Origin of the sequence: Thiospirochaeta perfilievii, assembly GCF_008329945.1 — a bacterium.
GTDB lineage: Bacteria > Spirochaetota > Spirochaetia > DSM-2461 > DSM-2461 > Thiospirochaeta > Thiospirochaeta perfilievii.
Genome location: NZ_CP035807.1, coordinates 1918045 through 1941367 on the forward strand (window position 1 = coordinate 1918045; position 23323 = coordinate 1941367).

General features: G+C 29.1%; 22 protein-coding genes, 3 tRNA genes and 1 other RNA gene. 12 read left to right on the forward strand and 14 right to left on the reverse strand.

Annotated elements, in window-relative coordinates:
- The first annotated feature begins 5 nt into the window (after nt 1-5).
- Nucleotides 6-2525, forward strand: coding sequence for a DNA topoisomerase (ATP-hydrolyzing) subunit A (gene gyrA / locus EW093_RS08725; RefSeq protein WP_149568025.1), 2520 nt, complete (start codon nt 6-8; stop codon nt 2523-2525).
- A gap of 109 nt (nt 2526-2634) precedes the next feature.
- Here the strand turns inward: gyrA and EW093_RS08730 are convergent, their stop codons facing one another.
- On the reverse strand, nt 2635-2859 hold the full coding sequence (locus EW093_RS08730; protein WP_149568026.1) for a NifU family protein: 225 nt from the start codon (nt 2857-2859) through the stop codon (nt 2635-2637).
- 93 nt (nt 2860-2952) lie between these two features.
- Here EW093_RS08730 and EW093_RS08735 point away from each other — a divergent pair, with 93 nt between their 5' ends.
- Nucleotides 2953-3720, forward strand: coding sequence for a ParA family protein (locus tag EW093_RS08735; RefSeq protein ID WP_149568027.1), 768 nt, complete (start codon nt 2953-2955; stop codon nt 3718-3720).
- On the forward strand, nt 3713-4561 hold the full coding sequence (locus EW093_RS08740) for a ParB/RepB/Spo0J family partition protein (protein WP_149568028.1): 849 nt from the start codon (nt 3713-3715) through the stop codon (nt 4559-4561). Before EW093_RS08735 ends, EW093_RS08740 begins: the two co-directional genes overlap by 8 nt.
- A 326-nt stretch (nt 4562-4887) precedes the next feature.
- Here EW093_RS08740 and EW093_RS08745 read toward each other — a convergent pair whose 3' ends face one another.
- From EW093_RS08745 to EW093_RS08755, 3 genes are read right to left on the reverse strand one after another with little or no spacing between them, the layout of a single operon-like run.
- Nucleotides 4888-6312, reverse strand: a complete 1425-nt coding sequence (locus EW093_RS08745) for a transglutaminase-like domain-containing protein (RefSeq protein ID WP_149568029.1) — start codon at nt 6310-6312, stop codon at nt 4888-4890.
- Nucleotides 6297-7421, reverse strand: coding sequence for a DUF58 domain-containing protein (locus tag EW093_RS08750; protein ID WP_149568030.1), 1125 nt, complete (start codon nt 7419-7421; stop codon nt 6297-6299). The genes EW093_RS08745 and EW093_RS08750 overlap by 16 nt, the downstream gene beginning before the upstream one ends.
- On the reverse strand, nt 7418-8356 hold the full coding sequence (locus tag EW093_RS08755) for an AAA family ATPase (protein ID WP_149568031.1): 939 nt from the start codon (nt 8354-8356) through the stop codon (nt 7418-7420). The genes EW093_RS08750 and EW093_RS08755 overlap by 4 nt, the downstream gene beginning before the upstream one ends.
- A gap of 114 nt (nt 8357-8470) precedes the next feature.
- Between EW093_RS08755 and EW093_RS08760 the strand changes: the two genes are divergently transcribed.
- From EW093_RS08760 to recR, 7 genes are all read left to right on the forward strand, one after another.
- Nucleotides 8471-8555: transfer RNA gene (locus EW093_RS08760), tRNA-Ser, on the forward strand.
- 18 nt (nt 8556-8573) lie between these two features.
- Nucleotides 8574-8660: transfer RNA gene (locus EW093_RS08765), tRNA-Ser, on the forward strand.
- Nucleotides 8661-8694: 34 nt separating this feature from the next.
- Nucleotides 8695-8779 (forward strand) — tRNA-Ser (locus EW093_RS08770).
- 20 nt (nt 8780-8799) lie between these two features.
- Nucleotides 8800-8895, forward strand: an RNA gene (gene ffs, locus EW093_RS08775) — signal recognition particle sRNA small type.
- Nucleotides 8896-8929: 34 nt separating this feature from the next.
- A complete protein-coding gene (gene dnaX, locus EW093_RS08780; protein WP_149568032.1) occupies nt 8930-10645 on the forward strand; it encodes a DNA polymerase III subunit gamma/tau in 1716 nt (571 codons plus the stop codon).
- 9 nt (nt 10646-10654) lie between these two features.
- Nucleotides 10655-10978 carry a YbaB/EbfC family nucleoid-associated protein gene (locus EW093_RS08785; protein WP_149568033.1) on the forward strand — a complete coding sequence of 108 codons (324 nt, stop codon included), beginning with the start codon at nt 10655-10657 and terminating at the stop codon, nt 10976-10978.
- The gene (gene recR / locus EW093_RS08790) at nt 10978-11562 is read left to right on the forward strand and encodes a recombination mediator RecR (protein WP_149568034.1); all 585 of its coding nucleotides are present in this window, start codon (nt 10978-10980) and stop codon (nt 11560-11562) included. Before EW093_RS08785 ends, recR begins: the two co-directional genes overlap by 1 nt.
- Here recR and EW093_RS08795 read toward each other — a convergent pair.
- The 3 genes from EW093_RS08795 to EW093_RS08805 form a co-directional block, all read right to left on the reverse strand.
- Entirely contained in the window at nt 11559-12101 is a 543-nt protein-coding gene (locus tag EW093_RS08795; protein WP_149568035.1) for a 5' nucleotidase, NT5C type, read from the reverse strand. The two genes, recR and EW093_RS08795, sit on opposite strands and share 4 nt — an antisense overlap.
- Complete coding sequence (locus EW093_RS08800; protein ID WP_149568036.1) at nt 12098-13513, reverse strand: MGH1-like glycoside hydrolase domain-containing protein; 1416 nt, start codon at nt 13511-13513, stop codon at nt 12098-12100. Before EW093_RS08800 ends, EW093_RS08795 begins: the two co-directional genes overlap by 4 nt.
- Before the next feature lie 89 nt (nt 13514-13602).
- Entirely contained in the window at nt 13603-14676 is a 1074-nt protein-coding gene (locus EW093_RS08805) for a D-alanyl-D-alanine carboxypeptidase family protein (RefSeq protein ID WP_149568037.1), read from the reverse strand.
- Between the two features lie 66 nt (nt 14677-14742).
- On the opposite strand from EW093_RS08805, the gene EW093_RS08810 reads away from it, so the two are divergent.
- Nucleotides 14743-15450, forward strand: coding sequence for a response regulator transcription factor (locus EW093_RS08810; protein WP_149568038.1), 708 nt, complete (start codon nt 14743-14745; stop codon nt 15448-15450).
- Here EW093_RS08810 and EW093_RS08815 read toward each other — a convergent pair.
- From EW093_RS08815 to EW093_RS08835, 5 genes are read right to left on the reverse strand one after another with little or no spacing between them, the layout of a single operon-like run.
- Entirely contained in the window at nt 15431-16108 is a 678-nt protein-coding gene (locus EW093_RS08815) for a sensor histidine kinase (RefSeq protein ID WP_342781934.1), read from the reverse strand. The two genes, EW093_RS08810 and EW093_RS08815, sit on opposite strands and share 20 nt — an antisense overlap.
- Nucleotides 16096-16683 carry a response regulator transcription factor gene (locus EW093_RS08820; RefSeq protein ID WP_149568040.1) on the reverse strand — a complete coding sequence of 196 codons (588 nt, stop codon included), beginning with the start codon at nt 16681-16683 and terminating at the stop codon, nt 16096-16098. Before EW093_RS08820 ends, EW093_RS08815 begins: the two co-directional genes overlap by 13 nt.
- 53 nt (nt 16684-16736) lie before the next feature.
- On the reverse strand, nt 16737-17684 hold the full coding sequence (locus EW093_RS08825; RefSeq protein ID WP_149568041.1) for an SPFH domain-containing protein: 948 nt from the start codon (nt 17682-17684) through the stop codon (nt 16737-16739).
- Nucleotides 17684-18592 (reverse strand): SPFH domain-containing protein, encoded by a 909-nt coding sequence (locus tag EW093_RS08830; RefSeq protein WP_149568042.1) that lies wholly within the window; start codon nt 18590-18592, stop codon nt 17684-17686. Before EW093_RS08830 ends, EW093_RS08825 begins: the two co-directional genes overlap by 1 nt.
- A 17-nt stretch (nt 18593-18609) precedes the next feature.
- Nucleotides 18610-19050, reverse strand: coding sequence for an NfeD family protein (locus tag EW093_RS08835; RefSeq protein WP_149568043.1), 441 nt, complete (start codon nt 19048-19050; stop codon nt 18610-18612).
- A 55-nt stretch (nt 19051-19105) separates the two neighbouring features.
- Between EW093_RS08835 and EW093_RS08840 the strand changes: the two genes are divergently transcribed.
- Entirely contained in the window at nt 19106-19702 is a 597-nt protein-coding gene (locus EW093_RS08840; RefSeq protein ID WP_149568044.1) for a YigZ family protein, read from the forward strand.
- Here EW093_RS08840 and EW093_RS08845 read toward each other — a convergent pair.
- Complete coding sequence (locus EW093_RS08845) at nt 19688-21886, reverse strand: tetratricopeptide repeat protein (RefSeq protein WP_149568045.1); 2199 nt, start codon at nt 21884-21886, stop codon at nt 19688-19690. The genes EW093_RS08840 and EW093_RS08845 overlap by 15 nt on opposite strands.
- 8 nt (nt 21887-21894) lie before the next feature.
- Nucleotides 21895-23319, reverse strand: a complete 1425-nt coding sequence (locus EW093_RS08850; protein WP_149568046.1) for a fibronectin type III domain-containing protein — start codon at nt 23317-23319, stop codon at nt 21895-21897.
- Nucleotides 23320-23323: the final 4 nt, after the last annotated feature.

Here is a 23323-nt window from a genome sequence, read left to right on the forward strand (position 1 = left end):
TTGTAGTGTCAGAAAATACCGGAAGAGTAATTCCAATAGCTATTGAAGATGAGGTCAAAGAGTCATACTTAACTTATGCCATGTCTGTAATAGTAAGTAGAGCTTTACCAGATGCAAGAGATGGATTAAAACCAGTACATAGACGTATTTTATACTCAATGAATGAGATGGGTCTAAGAAATAATACTCCATATAAAAAGTGTGCTCGTATAGTAGGTGATGTACTAGGTAAGTTCCATCCCCATGGAGATGCATCAATATATGATGCTTTAGTTCGTTTAGCTCAAGACTTTTCTTTAAGAATACCAGTAGTTCAAGGACATGGAAACTTTGGATCTGTAGATGGAGATCCACCAGCAGCAATGAGATATACTGAGGCTAGATTAGCTAAAGTGTCTGAAGCAATATTAAGAGATATTAAAAAAGAGACTGTAAATTTTAATAATAACTATGATGATTCAATGGTTGAACCAGAAGTTTTACCTACAGCTTTTCCATTTCTATTAGTAAATGGTTCTAGTGGTATAGCAGTTGGAATGGCTACTAATATGGCTCCCCATAATTTAGGAGAGTGTTGTGATGCTATAAATGCTGCTATTGATAATCCAGAAATAACTGCTTTAGAATTAACAGAGTATGTAAAAGGACCAGACTTTCCTACAGGTGGAATTATATTTGGTAAAAAAGGTTATATAGATGCCGCTACTACAGGAAGAGGTAAAATAACTGTTAGATCAAAAACTGAACTAGAAGAGTTACGTGGTGATAGAGAAGCTATTATAGTAACTGAAATACCATATATGATAAATAAAGCTAACTTAGTAATTAAAATTGCAGAATTAGTAAGGGATAAAAAAATTGATGGTATTTCTGATTTAAGAGATGAATCAGATAGAAATGGAATGAGAATTGTTATAGTTATAAAAAAAGGATTCTCTCCTAAAGTAGTTCTTAATCAGTTATATGCCCATACTTCTCTACAACAAAACTTTAATGTAAATAATTTAGCTATACATAATGGGCTTCCAAAAATGTGTAATCTTAAGGATCTAATACAGATTTTTATAGAGCATAGACAGGATGTAATTACAAGACGAACTATATTTGATCTTAGAAAAGCAAAAGATAGAGCTCATATATTAGAAGGTTTACAAATTGCTTTAGAAAATGTAGATGAAGTTGTAGCAATAATAAAAGCTTCAACTAGTGTTGTTAATGCAAGAGTAGCCTTAATGACTAGATTTGAATTAAGTGAAATTCAAGCACAAGCTATTTTAGATATGAGACTTCAAAAGATAACTAGTTTAGAAACTCAAAAAATTCTAGATGAATTAAAAGAGATAATGGAATTAATAAATTATCTTCAAGGTTTATTGGATTTTCCAGAGAGAATCTTAACAGTTATTAAAGAAGAAACTTTAGAAATAAAAGAGAAGTATAGTAACGATAGAATAACCGAAATTAATCCTCAAGAAGTAAGTGGTATAACTATAGAAGATTTAATTGAACAAGAAGATATGGTTGTTCTTATTTCAAATAAAGGATTTATTAAACGTGTTTCCCTATCTGAATATAAGGAACAAGGGCGTGGAGGTAAAGGTTCAAACTCTACTAAGTTAAAAGATGGTGATTTTGTTGAGCATATTTTTATTGCTAATACACATGATATAATTATGTTTGTTACTTCAGAAGGAAAGGCTTACTGGTTAAAAGTTCACGAAATACCAGAGGCCTCAAGACAAGCAAGAGGAAGTCATTTAAAAACTATTTTCGAATTTGAAGAAGAAGAGGAAATTACTACAATAGTTTCTCTTAATGATTTTAATGAAGATACATTCTTATTTATGGCAACAAATCATGCTACTGTAAAAAGAGTTACTACATATAACTTTAGAAATGCTAAAACCCGTGGTATAAAGGCTATTAAGTTAGATGATGGTGAAAAATTAATATCTGCAAAACTTACAGATGGTAATCAAGATATAGTTCTTATCTCTCAAAAAGGTAAAGGTTTAAGATTCCCTGAAGATGCTGTAAGAGTTATGGGTAGAGATACTCATGGAGTAAGAGGTATTAAACTATCATCGGATGATAAACTTGTTGGTGTTTGTGTAGGGTCAGAACATGAGCAAATGTTACTTTTATCTGAAAAAGGATATGGAAAGAGAACATTAATGGGTAATCTTTCTTATCATAATAGAGCTACACAGGGTCAAATAATATATAAAGTTAATGAAAAAACTGGAAAACTTATTGGATCAATGGCTGTAACTGAAGAAGATCATATAGTTTGTATTACACAACAGGGAAAAACTCTAAAAGTACGAACTAGTTTAGTTAGTCTTCTAGGTAAAAATGCTTTTGGTGTAAAAATTCTTAATATTGATAAATATGATGAGTTAGTTGGTTTAGCAAAAGCGGTTAATACCGATCCTGAACCTGAACAAAAAGATTTATTAGATATAGATGAAGATAATACAGAAAATATGGATAAATCAGAAGAAAATAACAATTATGAAGAGTAGTGTTCCACGTGAAACACTATAAAATATAAAAAAAGGAGAGTTAAAACTCTCCTTTTTTATTGATAATTTGTGGTCAATTATTATCTAACTAATGTTCCACGTGAAACATCTAGATAGATTCTACACTTTTTACTTCTGGAATTTCTTTCTTTAAAAAAGCTTCAACACCTTGTTTTAGAGTAATTTGTGACATTGGACACCCATTACAAGCTCCTTGTAACTCTACCATAACAGTACCATCTTCTTTTACTTCTACTAGTCTAATATCACCACCATCAGCTTGCAGAGAAGGTCTTACCTGCTCAATAGCCTTTGCAACCTTTTCGTTTAACATATAAATCTCCTTATGATTAATATATAATAATCTATTTAATGACAAATGAAAATATATTATATATACTCAAATAAAACATAACAAGGAAATTATATGGGAAAAGTAATAGTTTTTGCTAATCAAAAGGGTGGAGTTGGTAAAACAACCACGGCTGTAAATATAGGAGCTTATTTAGCTGAAGAAGGTAAAAAAACTCTTTTAGTTGACTTTGATCCTCAAGGAAACCTGTCAAGCTCTCTAGGTTCTGATACAAAAAAACCAGGTATATATGAAGTTATCATGGGTAAAATTAATATTAAAGATGCTATTCAGGATACGGTTAATGATAAATTATATATCTTAACTTCCAATATTAATCTTTCAGGAGCATCTGTGGAGCTTGTAAATGTTGATAAGCGAGAGTTTTATTTAAAAAATTGTCTTGATCAAGTTAAAGACTATTATGATTATATACTTATTGATTGCCCACCTTCATTGGGTATAATAACCTTAAATGGTTTTGCAGCAGCAGATAAAGTTATAGTACCTCTACAATGTGAATTCTTTGCTTTGGAAGGATTTTTTAAAATGTTATTTGAAACAATTAAAAGAATACAAAAAACATTAAATCCATCATTAACAATTGCAGGGATTGTTTTTACTATGTATGATTCCCGAACAAGATTAGGTAACGATGTTATTTCTAAAGTTAAAACAGTGTTCGCTAAACACCCTGAACTTCTATTTCATTCAGTAATACCTAGAAACATTAAACTATCGGAAGCTCCTTCCCATGGAAAAACAATAAATATTTATGCTCCAAATTCAAGTGGTGCAATTAGCTATAAAAAATTAGCCCAGGAGGTAATAAAACGTGTCTAAAGTAAATGCACTAGGGTCAGGTCTAGACTCTTTAATTGTTAACATTGAAAGTAAAGATAATGGTGTAATGGATATTGATATATCATTAATACAGGCAAACCCTTTTCAACCACGTAAATTCTTTAATGAAGACGCTATATTAGAACTAAGTGAATCAATTAAAAGTTGTGGTGTTATACAACCTATATTAGTTGAAGAAAATTTAAATGGTGGATATATCATTATTGCTGGAGAGAGACGTTATAGAGCTTCAAAATTAGCAGGTTTAGAAAAGGTTCCAGTAATTATTAAAAACTACACAGAGGAAGAGAAATTAGAAATATCCCTTGTAGAAAATATACAAAGAGAGGATCTTACTCCTATTGAAGAAGCAAAAGCATATAAAAAACTTATGGACTCTATGGGTTTAAATCAAGAAAATGTAGCTCAAAAAGTTGGAAAAAAAAGATCAACTATAAGTAATTCTATTAGATTATTAAACCTACCAGAAGATATACAACAATCAGTTGATGACGGTATAATTTCTGCAGGTCACGCCAGAGCTCTACTACCTTTAGAAAATATTAATAAACAGAGATCAATATTTAACAAAATAAAAGATAGTAATATATCTGTGCGAGCTACTGAAAAATTGGTTAATGATTATAAAAAAAATAACGATGTTAAAGCTTCAAATAGTAAAAATAATATAGACCCAGATATACAAAATATAGAACAACAATTTATAGATGCTTTTGGTACAAAAGTTAAATTAATTGGTGATATGGATAAAGGGAAAATAGAAATTACATATTTTTCCGGTGATGATTTAAATAGAATTATTGAGTTATTGGCTAAGTAAATGTATAAGTCTATTTAATTCTCTTTTTTCAAAATTATCTATTTTTTTATTATTATAAACTATTTCCAGTATAAGCTTTCTATTCCGACTATCAATTTTTAATAAATTGCACCATTTTACCCATCCAATTATATTAGGATGGGTAATAGATTTTTTCATACCTTGCTTTATTAACCTATATAAATATCTTTTAAAGTATAATTTTATGTATAAAACAAATGATATAACTAAAAGTAGTAAAGGAAATATAATATAGAAATAATTAAAAGCTCTTTCCTTCTCTTGTTTTATAGGTTTTACATCAGTTTTATTATTCGTTATAGATGTTAAAGATTTTTTTCTTTGAATACGGATGGTGTAACTTCAAATGTAATCCATCTGTTTTCTAAATATACTTCAGGCCATAAATGGGCATCCTCTCCAGTTACAATAGCTTTATTCCCTCCATAAACTTGATATGAAGTGTTATAATCATTTATTGGTATATCAACAACATATCCTGAAACTTCTCTTGATATAATATTATTTAGAGAGGCTAGAAGTATAAAAGATCTAGTAAAATGTATACAAAACCCCTTCTTTGTCTCTAAAATAAATTTTTCTATATAATTAATACTCTCTTCAGTTTCTAAGCTATAGCTATAATTTTCTAATAGATAATATCTAATATTATTTATAGTTTCTAAGTCATTTTTACCTTTTAAACTATTTGAAAGTTCATTTATTTTATTACTACTATTAAACTCTTTTGCTTCATAAATCTCATTAACTACAGATGGGGTACCCCTTTTTATATAGATAATTTCACCTTTTAAAAGTGGTTTATCAGGTTCTAATGTATTATTAAGGTTATTAACAATTTTACCATTAACAGTAGTAGTATCTAATGTAGTAGGGATAATAGGTAAAAAGTCAGATAAAACTTCTATTTTTATACTACCACTATTTGATTTTGAATGTTTTACATCCATTTTACTATTTTTATTAGAGTCAATTTTAAATCTAAGATAGTATCTGTCCCCAGGATTTCCTACTACAGTAAATAGAGGTTGTTTTCCTAAAATTGGAGGTCTTCCACTATAAGAAGAGAAGTAATTATCTAATCCTGGAATAGTTGTTAATAGGTTTATTGTTGGAAAGTATTTATTTAATACTTTTCTAACCTGATAGGAGGTCTTATTTAGAAATATGGAACCTTCAGTTTTACTGCCTTTATAAGAAATAAAGCTTATAATTAAAATAAGTAAAGTAGATACTATTATAGTTACATATTTTTCTTTATATATAACTATATTTAAATTAAAAATAACTATTAGTAAAATAAATATTAAAAGTATAATCCAGCTATATTTAACTATTAAAGAAGTAAATAACAGTATTAATAGTAAGAGTTGTAATATAAAGTTAATTGTTATTTTTTTTGTAAATACACCTAAATAATAAACCCAGATATATGTTAATAAATACTTTAAAATATCTGTTATGGTACTATTTGGAATTACAAATGTATCACTATTAAACCAAGCAATATAAAAAGAAAATGGAATAATAATTAGTCTAATAATAAAAAATAGGTAAAATAATATGGTTAATATAAATATAACTTTTCTACTTTGAATAAGATTATATAAAGTAAAAACTACAATGGAAAATAGTAATAAAAAACTATCATAATTTTGTTTTAAAATATAAAAATTTAGAATTTGTGGAATAATTATAGATATAAGTAGAAGAATTATTTTTCTATACATATTATATTTGCTTTATCTCCAAAATTATTAATATATTTTGAAAGAAGTCTATATTTTTTTCTGTTAAATTTTGATGTTATAATATAAATTGTTATGTTTATATATTTTTCTAGAAATTCAAAATCAAAGAAAAAAGTAGACTCTAAAGTTGTTATTATAGTTATATTACTAATACAGTCATAATTTTGTTTTCTAAAATCGACTAATGTACTATTTTCTTGCTGATCAAAACTTATATATATTGACTCCTTATATATACTTTTAAAAGATTCTTTTTTTATTTTTAAGTTAGGCCAATAGTTTGTTTTTACAACCTCATTATTTTCAATATTTAATTTTATTAATGAGTAAAATATTTCAATTGATAAATCATCTGCTGGGCCTTTTCTATCTTCTGGTAGAATTGTTCTATCTAAGAAAATATATGAATAAGAACTCTCTTCACTACTAAATTTCTTCACATATGGCTCATTATATGTTGCAAAATGCTTCCAAGAAATTAAATTCACTTTGCTGTTAATAGTATAATCTTCTACTGTTTCTAAGAACTCTGTGGAATTATTTTTTGATCTTAAGTTTTGACTAATATTTTCTCCAAAACCTCTCTTAATTCGTTTTATATCTCTGTTTATTTTTGGGTAAACATAAAATGTTCTAGGCCAAAAACTAATACTATAAGTAAATATATTAAAAAGATCAGTACAGAGAATCTTTTTTATTCCAACTCTGTAAATTCCCCTATATGGTAGTGCAAAACTATTTTTAATTTTTAAACTACTTAGAGCCTTAAGATTTAGATTTACATCATCAAGATTAAGAGCAGAATTAAATTTTATTTGTACTATACTAGGAATTAAAAAAAATCTATTTTCAACTGTTAGCGTATACTCTATATTTTGCCCCTTTATTGGGTGTTCAATTGAGAATTGTTGATAGTAGTATAAATTGTTAATAGTTATAATAAAGTGTAAAAAATTAAAAATTAGTGATAATGTTAAGAAAATATATAAAAAACTATAAAGTCCTCCAATATAGTTCCCAAGTAAAAAAAGTATAAACCATAAAATAAAATAAAACATAATATTAAAAATATTTATTTTTAGTTTCATTTTAACCCTACAGGTATCTTAATATCTCTAACCAACTGTTTTACAACTTTTTCAGCTTCTATATTATCAATTATTGATTCATTATTTAACCTAATCTTGTGTGGTATTACTTTCTTTGAGCTATAAATTACATCTTCAGGTATTAAATAGTCTCTATTATCGTAAAAAGCTACACATTGAGAAAATCTTAATAAGTGTTGCAGTCCTCTAGTACTTAGACCATATTTAATATTATTACTATTTCTTGTTCTATCTGCAATTTCAACTAAGAATTCTAATACTGTTTTGTTTACATTTACCGAACTAACTGTATTTTTTAGATCAATTATAGATTTTTTATTTGTTACAGTTTTAACATTATCCAATGGATTTATTACTCTATAATTATATAGAATATCTTCCTCTACTAATTTACTTGGATAACCTGGTGTTAATTTTACTCCAAATCTATCTAATTGAGATTCGGGCATTTCAAATGTTCCAATATAGTAAGATGGATTTTTAGTAGCTACAACAATAAATGGGTTAGGTAATAATGTTGTTATACCATCTATTGTAACAGAATTCTCCTCCATAGCTTCCAAAAGAGCTGACTGAGTTCTAGGGGATGCTCTATTTATCTCATCACCAAGTATAAATTCATTAAATATTGATCCTTTTTTTAATACAAATTCTCTTTTTATAGGATCCCAAATTGATAGACCTGTAATATCACCAGGTAGAAGATCAGGTGTAAATTGAATTCTTCCTAAACTCAAGCCAGATGCTTTAGCTAGACTTTTTACAAGTGTTGTTTTTCCAACACCAGAAATATCTTCAACTAATACATGTAATCCAGATACAAATGCAAAAACAAAATCTTTAACTAATGTTTCATTACCAAGAAAACCTTGGGAAGTCTCATTTATAAGCTTATCAAGTAACTCTATTTTCATAAAAAAATAGCCCCCATGTAATAATTTTATGGTTGATAATAAAATTTAGATACAATTTTTTTAGATATGTTGACAAAAATCTTCAATTCTTGTACATTAACCGTGCAATTTAATGGAGAGGTGTCCGAGTGGTCGATGGTGACGGTCTTGAAAACCGTTGTGTGTAATAGCACCGAGGGTTCGAATCCCTCCTTCTCCGAATATTTAATTTTTTAATGGAAAGGTGCGAGAGTGGCTGAACCGGGCTCCCTGCTAAGGAGTTGTATCCGTGAGGGTACCGGGGGTTCGAATCCCCCCCTTTCCGTTTTTTTTTATAAACATTATTGTTTGTATTAAAGGGACAGGTGTCCGAGTGGTCGAAGGAGCACGCCTGGAAAGTGTGTGTATCGCAAGGTACCGGGGGTTCGAATCCCCCCCTGTCCGTATAAGCCTCTTTAACTACATCCAGGAGCTTTAATAATGGGTTTCGCCCAACCCCGCCAGGACCGGAAGGTAGCAACGGTAAGTGAAATGTTATTGTTTAAAGTAAGCCTGGGTGTAGCTAAAGAGGTTTTTTTTTAGTAGGATAATAATATGGCATATGAAGTAACAGCTAATAGAAGAAGACCTCAAGTATTTCAAGATCTTGCTGGACAAGAATTTGTAGTTTCAACGCTAACTAGCGCAATCAAATCTAAAAGAATAGCTCATGCATATCTATTTTCAGGGCCTAGAGGTGTAGGTAAAACATCTTCAGCACGAATTTTAGCTAAATCTCTTAATTGTAAAGAGGGTCCTACAGACTTACCGTGTGGTAAATGTAATAACTGTCGAGAAATAACAACCGGTAGCTCTATGGACGTTATAGAGATAGATGGAGCCTCTAATACTAGTGTTAATGATATAAGAGAGATTAAAGATGAAGTACTATTTGCTCCTAACGGTTCTAAATATAAAATATATATAATCGATGAAGTTCATATGTTATCTAATAGTGCATTTAATGCCCTATTAAAAACTATTGAAGAGCCACCAGAGTATATTATATTCATCTTTGCAACAACTGAGATTCATAAGGTTCCTGCTACTATAAGAAGTAGATGTCAACAATTTAACTTTAGATTAATACCTACAGAGACTTTAAAGGAACTGTTAGTAGAAGCATGTACAGATATGAATATCAAATATAATGATGATGCTCTATTCTGGATTGCAAAAGAGGGAAATGGTTCATCAAGGGATGCATATACTCTTTATGATCAAATTGTCTCTTTTAGTGAAAATGATATAACTCTAGAGAAAATTAGAGAAAAATTAGGCCTAGTTGGATTAGATAATATGAATGATCTCGTTGAATCTATGGCAAAAAAAGACCCTACAGAAGTACTAAACAAGTGTGACTATATACTAAAGTCAGGTGTTGCTGTTGAGCAGTTTATCGTTGATTTAGCAGAGTATTTTAGAAATTTACTATTTTTAAATTATGGAATAAATAAAGAGTCTCTATTAGGCTGTTCTAGTGATCGATTTTCAAAAATATCTGTTGATAGCTTCAGTGTAATTCAATTAGAACACGCAGTAGATTTAATTTTAAAACTTTATAAGGATATTCGTTACTCAGTCAATCCCAGGTTTGAATTAGAACTACTTCTAAGTAGATTATCAACTTTGACTGATTATATCTCTAATGATGAAATATTAGATAAAATAAAAATTTTAAAAGAGTCTATTTCTGGAGGATCATTTACAACTGAACAGAAAGTGAAACCAAAAATAGATAATTTAGAAAAAAAAAAAACTATAAATATTGATCCACAACAAATAGAAACTTCAAATCCAGCAGAACAGTTCTTTAATAAGTTCAAAACTGGTCATAAAAAGAGTCAAAGTGGAAAACAAGATAGAGTAGAGAGTCCTAGAGTAGAGAGTCCTAGAGTAGAGAGCCCTAGAGTAGAGAGTGAAGATAGTTTTAATATTTCCAAGGGTGAAAAAGTATCAATAGAAACTATTAAAAAAAGTGTATTCAGAAAGTTAAGAGGAAGTAGTATTACCCTTGCATCTACACTTGAAAAAGCTGAAAGATGGGAATTGGTAGATAGTAATATATATTTAACATATAAAAACCCTTTTGAAGCTGCACTAGTTGAAAAAGAAAAAAGTAAAGTTTTAAGTTATATAAAAGAGATAGATAACACAATTAAGAGTATAAGCATAAATAAATCAGAAATAAAAGATATTAATATTAACATACACGAAAACGATGAACAAATTGATAAAATTCTTACTATGTTTCGTGGTTCAATAGTTTAGGAGGATATAATGGATTTTAACCCAGCAGAATTAATGAAAAACATCAGTAATATGAAGTCTCAGATGAAAGATGTTCAAGAGAAATTAAAAAACATTAAAGCTACAGGTTCATCTGGAGGCGGTTTAGTAAAAATTGAGATGAATGGGGAGATGGTAATTGAAAAAATAACATTGGACCCTATAGCTGTAGATCCTAGGGATATAGATATGCTACAGGACCTAATTATAGCAGCTATAAATAATGCCCAAGCGAATGCTAAGGATAAAATTCAACAGGAGATTGGTTCTGCAGCTAATTTAGATCTACCCTTCGATTTTGGTGGTTTAAAATAATGGAATCCCTTGATAATCTAATTAGTTCATTCTCATCTCTACCTTCTATTGGTAAAAAAAGTGCAACTAGATTAGCTTATTTTATATTAAAAAGTGATAAAAGAATTGCAGAGAAATTAGCCCATGATCTATTAAATATTAAAGTTATGGTCAAAAATTGTTCTCAATGTGGAACATATACAGAGGGAGATATTTGTAACATATGTTCTAGCCTTAACAGGGATAAAATTATCTGTGTTGTAGAGCAGTCTCAGGATGTATATTTTATAGATTCTACAGGGGAATATAGCGGGTATTTTCATGTTTTAAATGGCGTTTTATCTCCACTAAATGGAGTGGGTCCAAAAGAGTTAAAATTAGATAAATTAGTAAATCGTATTAAGGAAGAGGGTTTTAAAGAGGTTATAATAGCTACAAACCCAACTTTGGAAGGAGATACTACAGCACTTTATATTCTTAAGCTACTAGAGGGCATAGATGTAAAAGTCTCAAGGATTGCTTCAGGAATGCCTGTAGGAGGAGATATGGAGTATATAGATAAACAGACCCTAAGTAGATCACTTAAAGGTCGTATAAGCTATTAATTAGAAATCTTATCTAGTATATAACTAACTTTATCTTCAATATCTATTTTACTATTCCAGAACTGGGGGAAAAGAATACCATTTCCACCAGCATCATTAAACTTCTTAATATTGTTGGGACAGTCATCAACTAAATAACTATTTTTATTAGCTAATAACTCTTTATGTGGTGTAAAGATATAATCTTTGAAATTTTTATCAAATCTTTTTTGTAGCCACTTTATTTTACCAGAGTGAGATAGGGGAGAATTTGAGGGTTTGGTTAAGAATATAACTCTTCCTACCTTAGAAAGTTCATTATATAGTTCATAAAACCATGAATAAACTTCCATATCAGACCAAAATTCTTCACCTTGAGACTCAATATTTTTCCAAAATAGACTATTATCAATTCCAAAGACTTCAAAAGCTGAAAATACGCCTTTGAAGTCCTTTTCCCATCTATAAATGGTATCATAATAATCTAAATTATTTGCAACTATACAAGACTTTATAAAGTTTGAACAAACTCCATCTAAATCTAAATAAACTATTTTCATAACTTATCAATTAACATTGAACATTTACCAGATGGAATAGGAAGTGTTTTTTTCTTTTCTCCAATTAAATCAAATGTAAAGTAATAAAGTTTTTCTGATTCTAACCTAATTTCCCATCCTCTGTTGGTTTTATTGGTTAATATTGTAATCATATTTCTTTTTAAGGATAAATCACTAATTCCCATAAGTTCTAATGTTGGTACAATCCAATCTACAGTTTTTCTAGGTAGACTTATGCATAAACCTACAATATTCTCTATCATTAAAGCTATTGTAGAAATCCCTGTTGCAGGAATATAAAGAGGAAGATATGGTTTTTCATCCCAAGTAGCAGGCCCCTCCTTTAATGGTTTATATGCTTCCCATAAGGATCCTTTTTGACCATTTTCAGGGTGAAATGTATCTAATATAAAGTATAAATGTTTTATAGCACTTTCCCTTGCAAGTTCATACTTATTATACTTTTCTAAACCCTTTATTACCATAAAAGTAAAATATGGATAGACTGAACCACAATACCCATTACCATTTTCGTTAAAGTCTTGAGAGCTAACAGCTAGAGTAGGAAATGGATTATCAGTTCCAAATTCATTTGGATCATTTAAGTGATTAATTAGAACTTCTAATTTCTCTTCGTTTGGAAGTTCTGCTAAAAGTGTCCAATAGGCTGCGATAGTTTTTACTTTTATCTGATTTTCATTTTTATCAAGATCATAATAAAAACCATCCTCTTCGTTCCACATTTTTGTAGATATTCTTGTTTTCAGTGAGAAATATCTCTTTTTATATCTAAAACTAATCTCTTTATCATTTAAAACATCTCCAAGAGCAGACATATATAGACATGATAGAGCTATTTGACTATTAAAATCTATTTGATAATAGGAGTCTTTCCTTGGGGAATTATCCATTGTTGTAGCACTTAATGGCACAGAATATAGTCCATTTTCCATTCTAAAGTTATCATCTAACCAGGAGTAGTACTTTTCAAGATAAGGCATTATCTCTTTTATTCTTTTTTTTGCCCCAACCTTATGGTAAAGATTATACTCTATCCATGCAAAAATTGGTGGGTTTAACCCATCGGGATTTTCATCAGTGAAAACTGGCTTTCCATCTTCTAAGCTATAATCTGACCTAATAGCTCCACAACTTTCTTGTTTTTTATAGAAGTTGTCTAAATAGACAGCCATATCATAATTTTTATTTGAATATACCAAAAAAAATGATGACATACATGTTTCAAACATATTTATTGTATTTTTGTCGGGGTGCGTGAAGTATTCACCTATACCATTAGTTGCATTTCCCTTATTTTCAAAATCATTTGACCAAGCCCAAGTTCTATCATAAATATCAACAAAATCTTGATCATAATAGTTTACGCTTGGAAATTCTTCCTTTAAAGCCATAGATATCCTCAGTAATTATTCGTTATTTTATAAGCAATTGTTTTTCAGTATAGCACGAGACTATCACAAAAGTCTAACGATTCTAAGATTTATTTTTGATAGATGGGAAAATTATAGCTTAGCTGTCCATTTTTTATCTCTACATAACCTAAAAAGGATGAATCTAGGTTTTCATTTAATAATCTATATTTAAAACTACTATTATTATTTAAAGTGAATAGACGCTTATATGGAATAATAGGTTGTATAAAATTACCCTTAGAAGTTTTTATCTTTGGAAGTTTTATTTTATCTAAATATATATTTTGATAGTTTTGAAAACCATAATTTAAAAGGGTAATACTATCATAAAAACGTTTCTTTGCTGCTATGTCTTTTTTAGGATCCTTTACACCTGCAATAACACCAACTATTTTTCTATCGTTATTTTCAGCATAAAGAGATATATTCATTCCAGATTTATTAATAAACCCTGTTTTTAAACCCTTTACACCAGGATAAATGGATACTAAAGGGTTATGATTTAACTGTTTTATACTTCCAATAGTTGAATATCCGTTAACTTTTTTAGGATATGTAAAGTTATCAAGCATAAATAATTCATCTGTTATCTCAGGATATCTCTCCAATAGAATTAGACAAAACTCTACAAATTGGGAAACAGTAATAGAGTTGAAGTCATCAAACCCTGATGAATCAACAAATTTCAATTTATCTAAACCTAGTTTCGAAAACTCACTATTTAAATGATATAAATATTTATCTACACTACCAAAAAGGTGCTCTGCTATAGCAATTGCAGCATCATTTCCTGAGGGTATTGCTAAACCCTTCATTAATTCTAAAAGTGTAACCCTCTGACCCTGCTCTATAAACATTAAAGAGGAGTCTCTAGGTAAATTCCTATAGTCAGCATTTGATGAGATAGTTACTAAATCATCTTTTAAAGCATTCCCCTTGGCTATCTCTTCATAAACAATAAATAGAGTAACAAGTTTTGTCATAGATGCCGGTGGTATCTCTAAGTCCTTATTTTTTTGGTATAATATCTGTTTAGTATTATAATCAATTAAAATTGCAGTTTCAGCCCATAATTCTAAATTTTCCCCAAATAACAAGGTGGATAAATAAAGTGATAAAAATAGAAATAAATATAATCGCATAATATATAATATATATTTTGTCTGTTTTTGTATGCAAAATCTAATTATTTGATTATAGTTTTTTTTATGGCACACGAAATAATTTTAGTAATTGATGATGATGATGATTTAAGAGAGTTTACTGTTACTTCCTTAAAAACGGAAGGTTTTAAAACTATTGAAGCTCGAAACGGTAATGAGGCTATTTTCAAAGCAAAGAATCAAGAAATTGATTTAGTTTTATTGGATCTAAATCTTCCTGATATTGATGGTGAAGATGTTTTACAAGATTTAAAGTCGCTTAATAAGTTACTTCCTATAATTGTTTTATCAGGAAAACAATCTGTGTCCTCAAAAGTTTTAACTCTAGGTTTTGGGGCAGATGATTATGTTACGAAACCATTTAGTGAAGATGAGTTAATTGCAAGAATCAAGGCTAATATTAAAAAATATTCAATGTTCAATGAAATTTCTGAAAGTAAAAAATCAGATTTTTTAAACCTAGGGAATATATCCTTAGATCAGAGAAATTTTATAGTTAAAATTGAAGATAGGGAAGAGAAGTTATCACCAAGACTTTTTAGCCTTCTTAGATTTTTTATGGAAAATCCAGATGTAGTTTTTAATAAAAGAGATATATATTCAAAAGTCTGGGATGATAACCTTTTTGATGATAATACTGTTACAGTTTTTATAAGAAAATTACGTAGAATCATAGAGTTAGATCCTGGAAAGCCTAAACATCTTTTAACAATTTGGGGTGAAGGATATAAGTTTATTCCTTCGGAAAAGTAAGGATAAATTCACTACCATTTCCTATTTTTGATTTTAAATCAATCTTTCCATTATTTTTTTTAACCATATCATATATTATATATAAACCTAATCCAGTGGAATTTTCACCCTGGGTTGGTTTATTTTTAAATGGAAAGAATTTAGTAAATAGATTTTCAATCTCTTTTTCAGTAAAACCATCACCACTATCTTTAATTGATATTTTTACACTTACTCCATTATCTTCTAAGTTTATATTTATATGACTATTAGTTGGAGAGTATTTAATTGCATTCGTTAATAAGTTGTCCAACACAGTACATATAGATACTTTATCAACATTTATAAAGATCTCTGGAGAGTAGTAGTAGAAATTAATTTTCTGCTTCTTGTTTTGTGCCATATCTGAATAGAATTTAATAGTACAATTAATTAGATCTACAATATTTAATTTTTCATAGTTTAGAATTTGATTTTCATATTTTGAGTTATTTAAAAGTTTATTTATTATTGATAACATCTTATTAGATGAATTTACTATCTTATCAGCATTGGTTCTTTCTAAACTATCCTCTGGGGTATTTTTAACTATTCTATTAGCGTAACCTGAAATTAGTGTTAGTGGAGACTTTAAATCGTGGGCTGCCATATCTACAATGTCTGATTTTAGCTTGTTAATTTTTTTAAAGAGCTATTATCTTCATAGATATGTTTTAAAGATAAGGAAGAGTTTATTCGTGCAATTAATTCGTAAATATTATAAGGCTTTGTTACAAAGTCATTTGCCCCTACACTAAAACCTTCAACTAAATCCTTGATATAGTTTTTTGATGTAACCATAATTACAGGCTTTTCAAAAATATTAAATTTTTCACGTATACTTTTACAGACATTAAAACCTGAAATATCAGGTAAGATTAAATCTAGTAATACTACATCGATCTTTTTTTCACTAAAGATTAATTTTAAGGCGCTCTCTCCATCCTTTGCTGTTAATACACTATACTTAGCTGATGTTAGTTGAGCCTTTAATATTTTTCTATTTGCCATATCATCTTCAACGATTAACACTGTAAAATGGTGATTATTTTGAGTTATTGAGTTAATAGAAAAAAGTTCTGTTTTAGTTAGATTTTTTTTTAATATTTTACTCTCTAGATAGTTATTGTATCGTTTACTTCTATTTATTAAAAAAAAGAACAAATGTATTAGAAGTGTTAGTATTAATAGGATTATTATTAAATATATTTTCATAAATTAAATAGTATATAAAATATCATAAAAAAAGTAGGCCTAAGCCTACTTTTTTAAGTTAATGATTTTTTAATTTTATTTACAATAACTTCGGGGTTTGTCATATCAAGGGGTAATACAATATTTGTATTATTTTTACTTAATGAAGACAGAGATGTTATATAGTCTTCAGTTAATTGAAGAGTTAAAGCATCTTTTCCTCCTGGATTAGAAATTGCATCAGCAATTTTAGTTATACTTATAGCAGTAGCTTTAGAGAGGGATAAAATTTCAGCTGCTTTACCTTCAGCTTCGTTTATCATTTTCTCTTTTTGCCCTTCACTTATGTTAATAAGTTTCTGTAATTCCCCTTCCGATCGTCTAATTCTAGACATCATATCACCTTCAGAATCTAAAATCCTAGCTCGTTTATCTCTATCTGCTTGTACTTGTTTTTCCATGGTTTTTAGTACAGTTTGAGGAAAATCAATATTTTGGATCTCATATCTGGTTACAGATATACCCCAAGGAGTTGTTGCCTGATCAACATTCTGAATTATTTCAGCATTTATTCGCTCTCTCTCTTCAAATGTTGTATCTAAGTCCATTTTACCAATTACAGACCTCATCATTGTTTGGGCTAGTTGAATAGTCGCATACTCATAATCCTGTAATTTAGGAGTGTAATGTCGTTTTGTAATACCATAACTAGCTTTTACAGGGTCCGTAACCTTAAAATATAAAACACCGTCTATGTCGATTTTAACATTATCTTCAGTAAAACAAGGTTGTGGAGGTACTGGAAGAGCTTTCTCTTTTAAGCTGTGTTTATACTGTATTTTATCAATAAATGGTATAAGAATATGGAAACCTGCTAGGTAAGTAGAGTTATATTTTCCTAGTCTCTCAACTACATAGGCTGACTGGGCAGGAACAACTCTTATTGATTTAAAAAGTATAAGAATTGCTACTATAACTAAAATAATTGGTAAATTATTTATAATTGTTTCTATAAAGAACATTAGTTTTTCCCTCCTTTAATTGCTGGAAGTATTGTTTGTAAAATTGAGTTTAATTCCGCTTCTGGTAAAGGAAGAACAGTAGTTTCTGAATTAGAAATAATTGTTTCTAGTTCACCAATGTACTGTTGTACTATTCGCATTTGCATTGCTGTTTTTCCATTGGTTTTATTTATAGCTTCACCAACTATTTTTAAACCCTCGGATTGAGCCTGAGCTACTATCTCTATAGCCTTAGCCTTCCCTACAGCCCTATTTACCTTGCTTTGTTTCTCTCCAAGAGAGTAATTGATAGCCTCTTGCTTCTCTCCCATTGACTGGTTTATTTGTGCTTTTTTAATTCCATCACTCTCTAAAATATCAGCTCTTTTCTCTCTTTCAGCTGTCATTTGTTGCTCCATAGCATTTTGTATAGTTATAGGAGGATCAATATCTTTTATTTCATATCGAGTAACTTTAATACCCCATGGATCAGAAGCTATATCTACACTTTTAACTACAGCAGCATTAATATCTTCTCTTTCACTAAACGTTTTATCTAAGGAAATTTTTCCAATTTCACTTCTTAGTGTCGTCTGTGCTAGTTGTGCTGTTGCGAACCTATAATTATCTATTCCATAGGATGCTTTATTTGGGTCCATAACTTTTAAATATAAAATACCATCAATTTTTAGTTGAACATTATCCTTTGTTATACAAATTTGGGGAGGTACATCAATAACCTCCTCTTTTAATGTATGTTTATAAGCTACTTTTTGAATTACAGGTATAACAATGTGTAATCCAGGACCTAAAGTTTTCTTATATTTACCTAGATTTTCAATTACCCAAGCATTTTCTTGGGGTACAATAACAAAAGTTTTTATTAAAATATAAATAACAACTATTGCCAATAAAAATGATAAGAACATTTTTTCTCCTTTATTAATTATTTTTGTATAATAAAAACCAATGGATTACCATCTTTTTTACCAAGAATAGTAGCCTTTTGATTTTTTTTAACCGTTTTGTCTAAACTAATAGCACTCCAAGTGGTTCCGTTAAACTTTATTCTACCCTGTTTCTCTTTTGTTACACTCTCAATTACAAGGCACTCTTTTCCAGTATAATCATCTTTTTCCTTAAAGAGTTCTCCTTTTAAGGTTTTTTTAAACTTACGTCTTAAAGTAATGAATAGAGTTATAGATGTTCCTAAGAAAAATATAACCTGTACCCAGAGAAAATTGTCTAAGGGAGAGATAATAACAAGTAAAATAGATGTTAATATAGCACCTAAGCCAAAGAAGAATATTGTAAAACCTGGAATTAAAAACTCAGATAATAACAATAAAATTCCTAGAATAAACCAAAAAGTTATACTATTAATCATATATTCAATCTATATTATTATAAACTTATAAGCAAACAAATAATTAGGAATATTTATGGTTCAAATACCGACAGAAGAGTATATAACTCAAATTGAAATTAAGAAATCTAAATTTATCGGAATAGGGGTACCAATTGAGAGTGTTGATGATGCCCGAAGTAAACTCTCTAATTTAAAAAAAGAGTATATGGATGCTAGACATATCTGTTATGGTTTTGTCTGGGGTGAGAAATCAACCCATATGGGGATGAGTGATGATGGAGAACCCCATGGTACAGCTGGAATGCCAATATTAGAAGTTGTTAAGGGTTCTGGGTATGAGAATTTCCTTGTAGCAGTTGTTAGGTACTTTGGTGGGACTAAATTAGGTACAGGTGGTTTAGTTAAAGCGTATACCGAGATTACTCAAGAAGTAGTTAAAGGAATACCTGTTGAGGTATATATAGAAAAAATCTCACTTTCTATGACAATTCCATACACCTTATACAATCAAGTTAAAATACTTTTTGATGAGTATAAATGCCAAATAATAAATGAGAACTTTGATACAGACATTACAGTAAATTTCTCTATACCCCTTGAAAATATGAGAGTATTTGAAGATAAAATAAAAAATTTATCTAAGGGTTGTGTCACTCTAACTAAGGGATAACTCTTCTGTAATATGTGATATTTTATTTAGTAAAACATTAGATGTCATATTTTTAGGCATAAAGCTTGTAAGATTTTTTATATAACTCATTGTTTCTGTCAAGTCATCTACACTTATATCTTTATCAGGTATAGATGAGTCAATATTTTTTAAACCTAATCTACCATCTAACTTAGAAATTATTGTCCCAAGCTTTAAATTTACATTTTCTTTTATCATATAGTCTGTCTGTTTAACTGGTAGATATTCTGACAAGTTATTAATATATTCCAACATATTTTTAACTTGGTCTAATTCTAAAAGGTTATCATCTTCCTCTTGGGAAGGATGCATATCTCTAAGTTCGCTATTCTCTTGGTTTTCCTCTTGGAAATTTTCATCAACAAGGTCTTCATCTTCCCAATCCTCATCTTCTATCTGATTAAGATTCTCATCTTCTTCTTCGATCTCAACATCAAAATCTTCCTCTTCACTAAGTAGTAAAGAGTCATCTAAGTCATCTAAGTCATCTCCGACTTCTATAATGTCTGTTAAATCTTCATTGACCTTAACTCCTGAGTTTATATTTCCGAAGTTTAATATATTTGTAAAATCCTCTTCTTCTCTCTGGTCATATTTTGCCTTATTCGAGTTTAAACGATCATTTATTAAAACTAAATTTTTAACATTCTCAGCAATTTTATCATTTATTTTGAGACTTTTCATTCTCTTTTCATAGGTTTGTAATGTTTGCAATAAGGTATCTAGGCTCTGTGGGTCATTGCTGTTAGATTGAATTTCCATTATGTCATTTGTTATTATTATAGAGTCCTCTTCTCTACCTGTTCCCATATATATGTCTGAAAGTAGTTCTAAATCTTCTGTACTCTTTGGAGAATCTTTTAAGATATCCTTTACTATTTCTTCTGCTTCCTCAAGCTTATCTAATTTTATTAAACTCTTGGATAGATTTCTCTTTGCGGATATGCTCCCTGGTTCAATATTTACTAATTTGGAATAGAGTTTTTCAGCTTGAATATAGTTTTCTTTTAATAAGTTAATTTTTGCAACTTTTTTTAGTGTAGAGCTATCGTTAGGATTCATTTCTAATGTTTTATCAAGATACTTTCTTGATTCAGAGAAGTTTTCTTGTTGAGCATAAACAATTGCTAAATTTTTAGGAATAGACGGGTTATCTATCTCTTCAATATTTTTTAAAACCTTCTCTGCACTGGAGTAGTCCTCATTTTTTATATAAGCCTCCCCTAACTCAACTACAGATTCATAGTCAGAAGGGAAAAGAGTAGTATGTCTTTTTAACTCTTCAGCTAAAATAATTGACTCTTCATTTTTGTCATATATATTGCATAGGTTTTTTGACGACTTATAATGGCTTGGATCTAAGGAGAGAGTTTTTTTTAAAAACTTTTTAGCTTCGTCTTTCTCTCCAATTTTTGCATATACAAAACCTATATTATTTGTAGCTTGAATATTTTGTGGGTCGAGACTTAGAATCTTCTCAAACATTTGTAGTGCTTCATTGTTTAACCCTTTTTGTTCTTTAATAATTGCAAGATTATTTAAACAGGGAACCCAATTAGGCTGGTATTTTAAGACTTCAGAAAACTCTTTTTCCGCTTCATCTAAAGATCCGTTTTTTTCTAAATATAGACCATAATTAAATCTAAGCTTGTAGTTATTTGGATCTAATTTTAGCCCTTCTGAAAAAATTTCCTCTAGCTCGTTATACCTATGGGCTAACTCTAATGTTGTTGATAGGTTTGTATAGCTTTGGTGAAAGTGAGGATCAATTTCAATAGCTTTTTTATACTCATCTATAGCCTCATCATACTCCTTTTCATGTTTAAGTAAGTTTCCTACATTGAAATGAATATCAGCCCTTTGAGGAGCTAATGATAAGGCTTTATTAAAAGCTCTAGAGGCCTTTCCAAAGTTATTTGCCTTTCTATGAATTATACCAAGGTTATTATATATTTCAGGGGAGTTGGGGTTTAGTTCTATTGCCTTTTCAAAGCACTCTATGGAACTTTCAACCTTATTTAGCTGGAATCTAATGTTTCCAAGTAAAATATATAATTGATCATTTCCACTCTCTTCTAATAAAAACTCATCTATTATTTTTTCAGCTTTGGTAAATTGATTGAGTCTATAATAATCAAATGCTAAGTTGTATACGTCTATCACTTTAATACCTATTTGGGTCTGTTAAATTTTTCAATAGAATAATCACTTTTTGTATTTTTGTAGTATGATCTTAATGAAAAGTAATATATCTTTTTTGAAATTAAGTTTTCTATAGTGTAAGATGTATTTTTCCCTACATCAATAATTTCTGTATAATTATTTTTTTCATTTCCAATATAAATAAAATAACCATCAATATTATAGTGTTTTACAGGGTTCCAAGTTATTGTTAAACTTTTTTCTCCAACTTTAGAAGTAATTAAACTAGGGGCTGGGGGTTTTGGAATATCATCCCAATATAGCTCTATGCTTTCAAAAGATGGTGTTAGTTTATTATCTCCATTACTATACATCTCACCCTTAATTTGTAAATACTTTCCCTCTAGATCTCCATCAAAAGTCTTAATGTCCTGCCACTTTAAAAGTTTATTATCACTTGTAAAGGGATCATTTGATACTCTAAAACTATATACTAACTCGGTTTCTGGACTTTTATTATCATTTATTAATATGTTCTTTAAGATAACTGACTCCTGACTTAATTTGTATATAGGAGAGTAAAATTTTCCACTATTTTTGTACTTTGAGAGTATAGGTTTTTTTATATATGATTCTGATATACGTAACTCATCAATAAAGCCTCTATATCTCTCTCCAATACTTAAATTTGTTTTAGAGAAACTACCTATATATGGAGAGTAGATGACCTTTTCTTCTTTAAAAGTTTTTGTAGAGTATTGTATATCTTCTGGAATTCCATTTATTAGAAACTCAATTAATCCACTTTCATAATTATACCTTATTAAATAGTGATTCCATTGATTAGGTAATATTTTAGATATGCTTTTTAACTTTAACTTATATTTATGAAAGTCTACTGGAACAAATAGATTCTCAAAAATCCAAACAGCTTTTCTATCCTCAAAGTAGAATTTTATTTTTTGCTGAATAAACTCTTCATCTACCTTATTAACACCTTTCCATGAGAAAACTGTTGTATCTTCACTTATTATTGTTGGATATAACCAAAACTCTATTGAAAAATCACTAAGTAATCTTCCTGGGCTAAATAGTGACTCATCCTTAGAGGTAAAAGTTATACCTCTATTTTTTAGAAAAAACGCACTAGCAGAACCTAGTTTTTTTTCAATATTACTAATGTTGTTGTAATGCTCTGTAACAATATAGTTTCCTGCCTGGTCGGTAAAGTCCCTATTATTAAAATGAATTAGTAAGTCTGTATCCAAAGTTGGAGAATACTCATTCTCACTTAGTTTAATGTAGTCCCTGTTCTCTTCACCTAATACAATGGATGTATCTTCAAGTGTAAAATTTTCAAATGAATCATCAGCTCCAATAATTAAATTATTTTGAGAGAATAAATTTTGTATTAAAAAATAGCATAAAAGTAATAAAGTAAGTTTTTTTTTCATAATT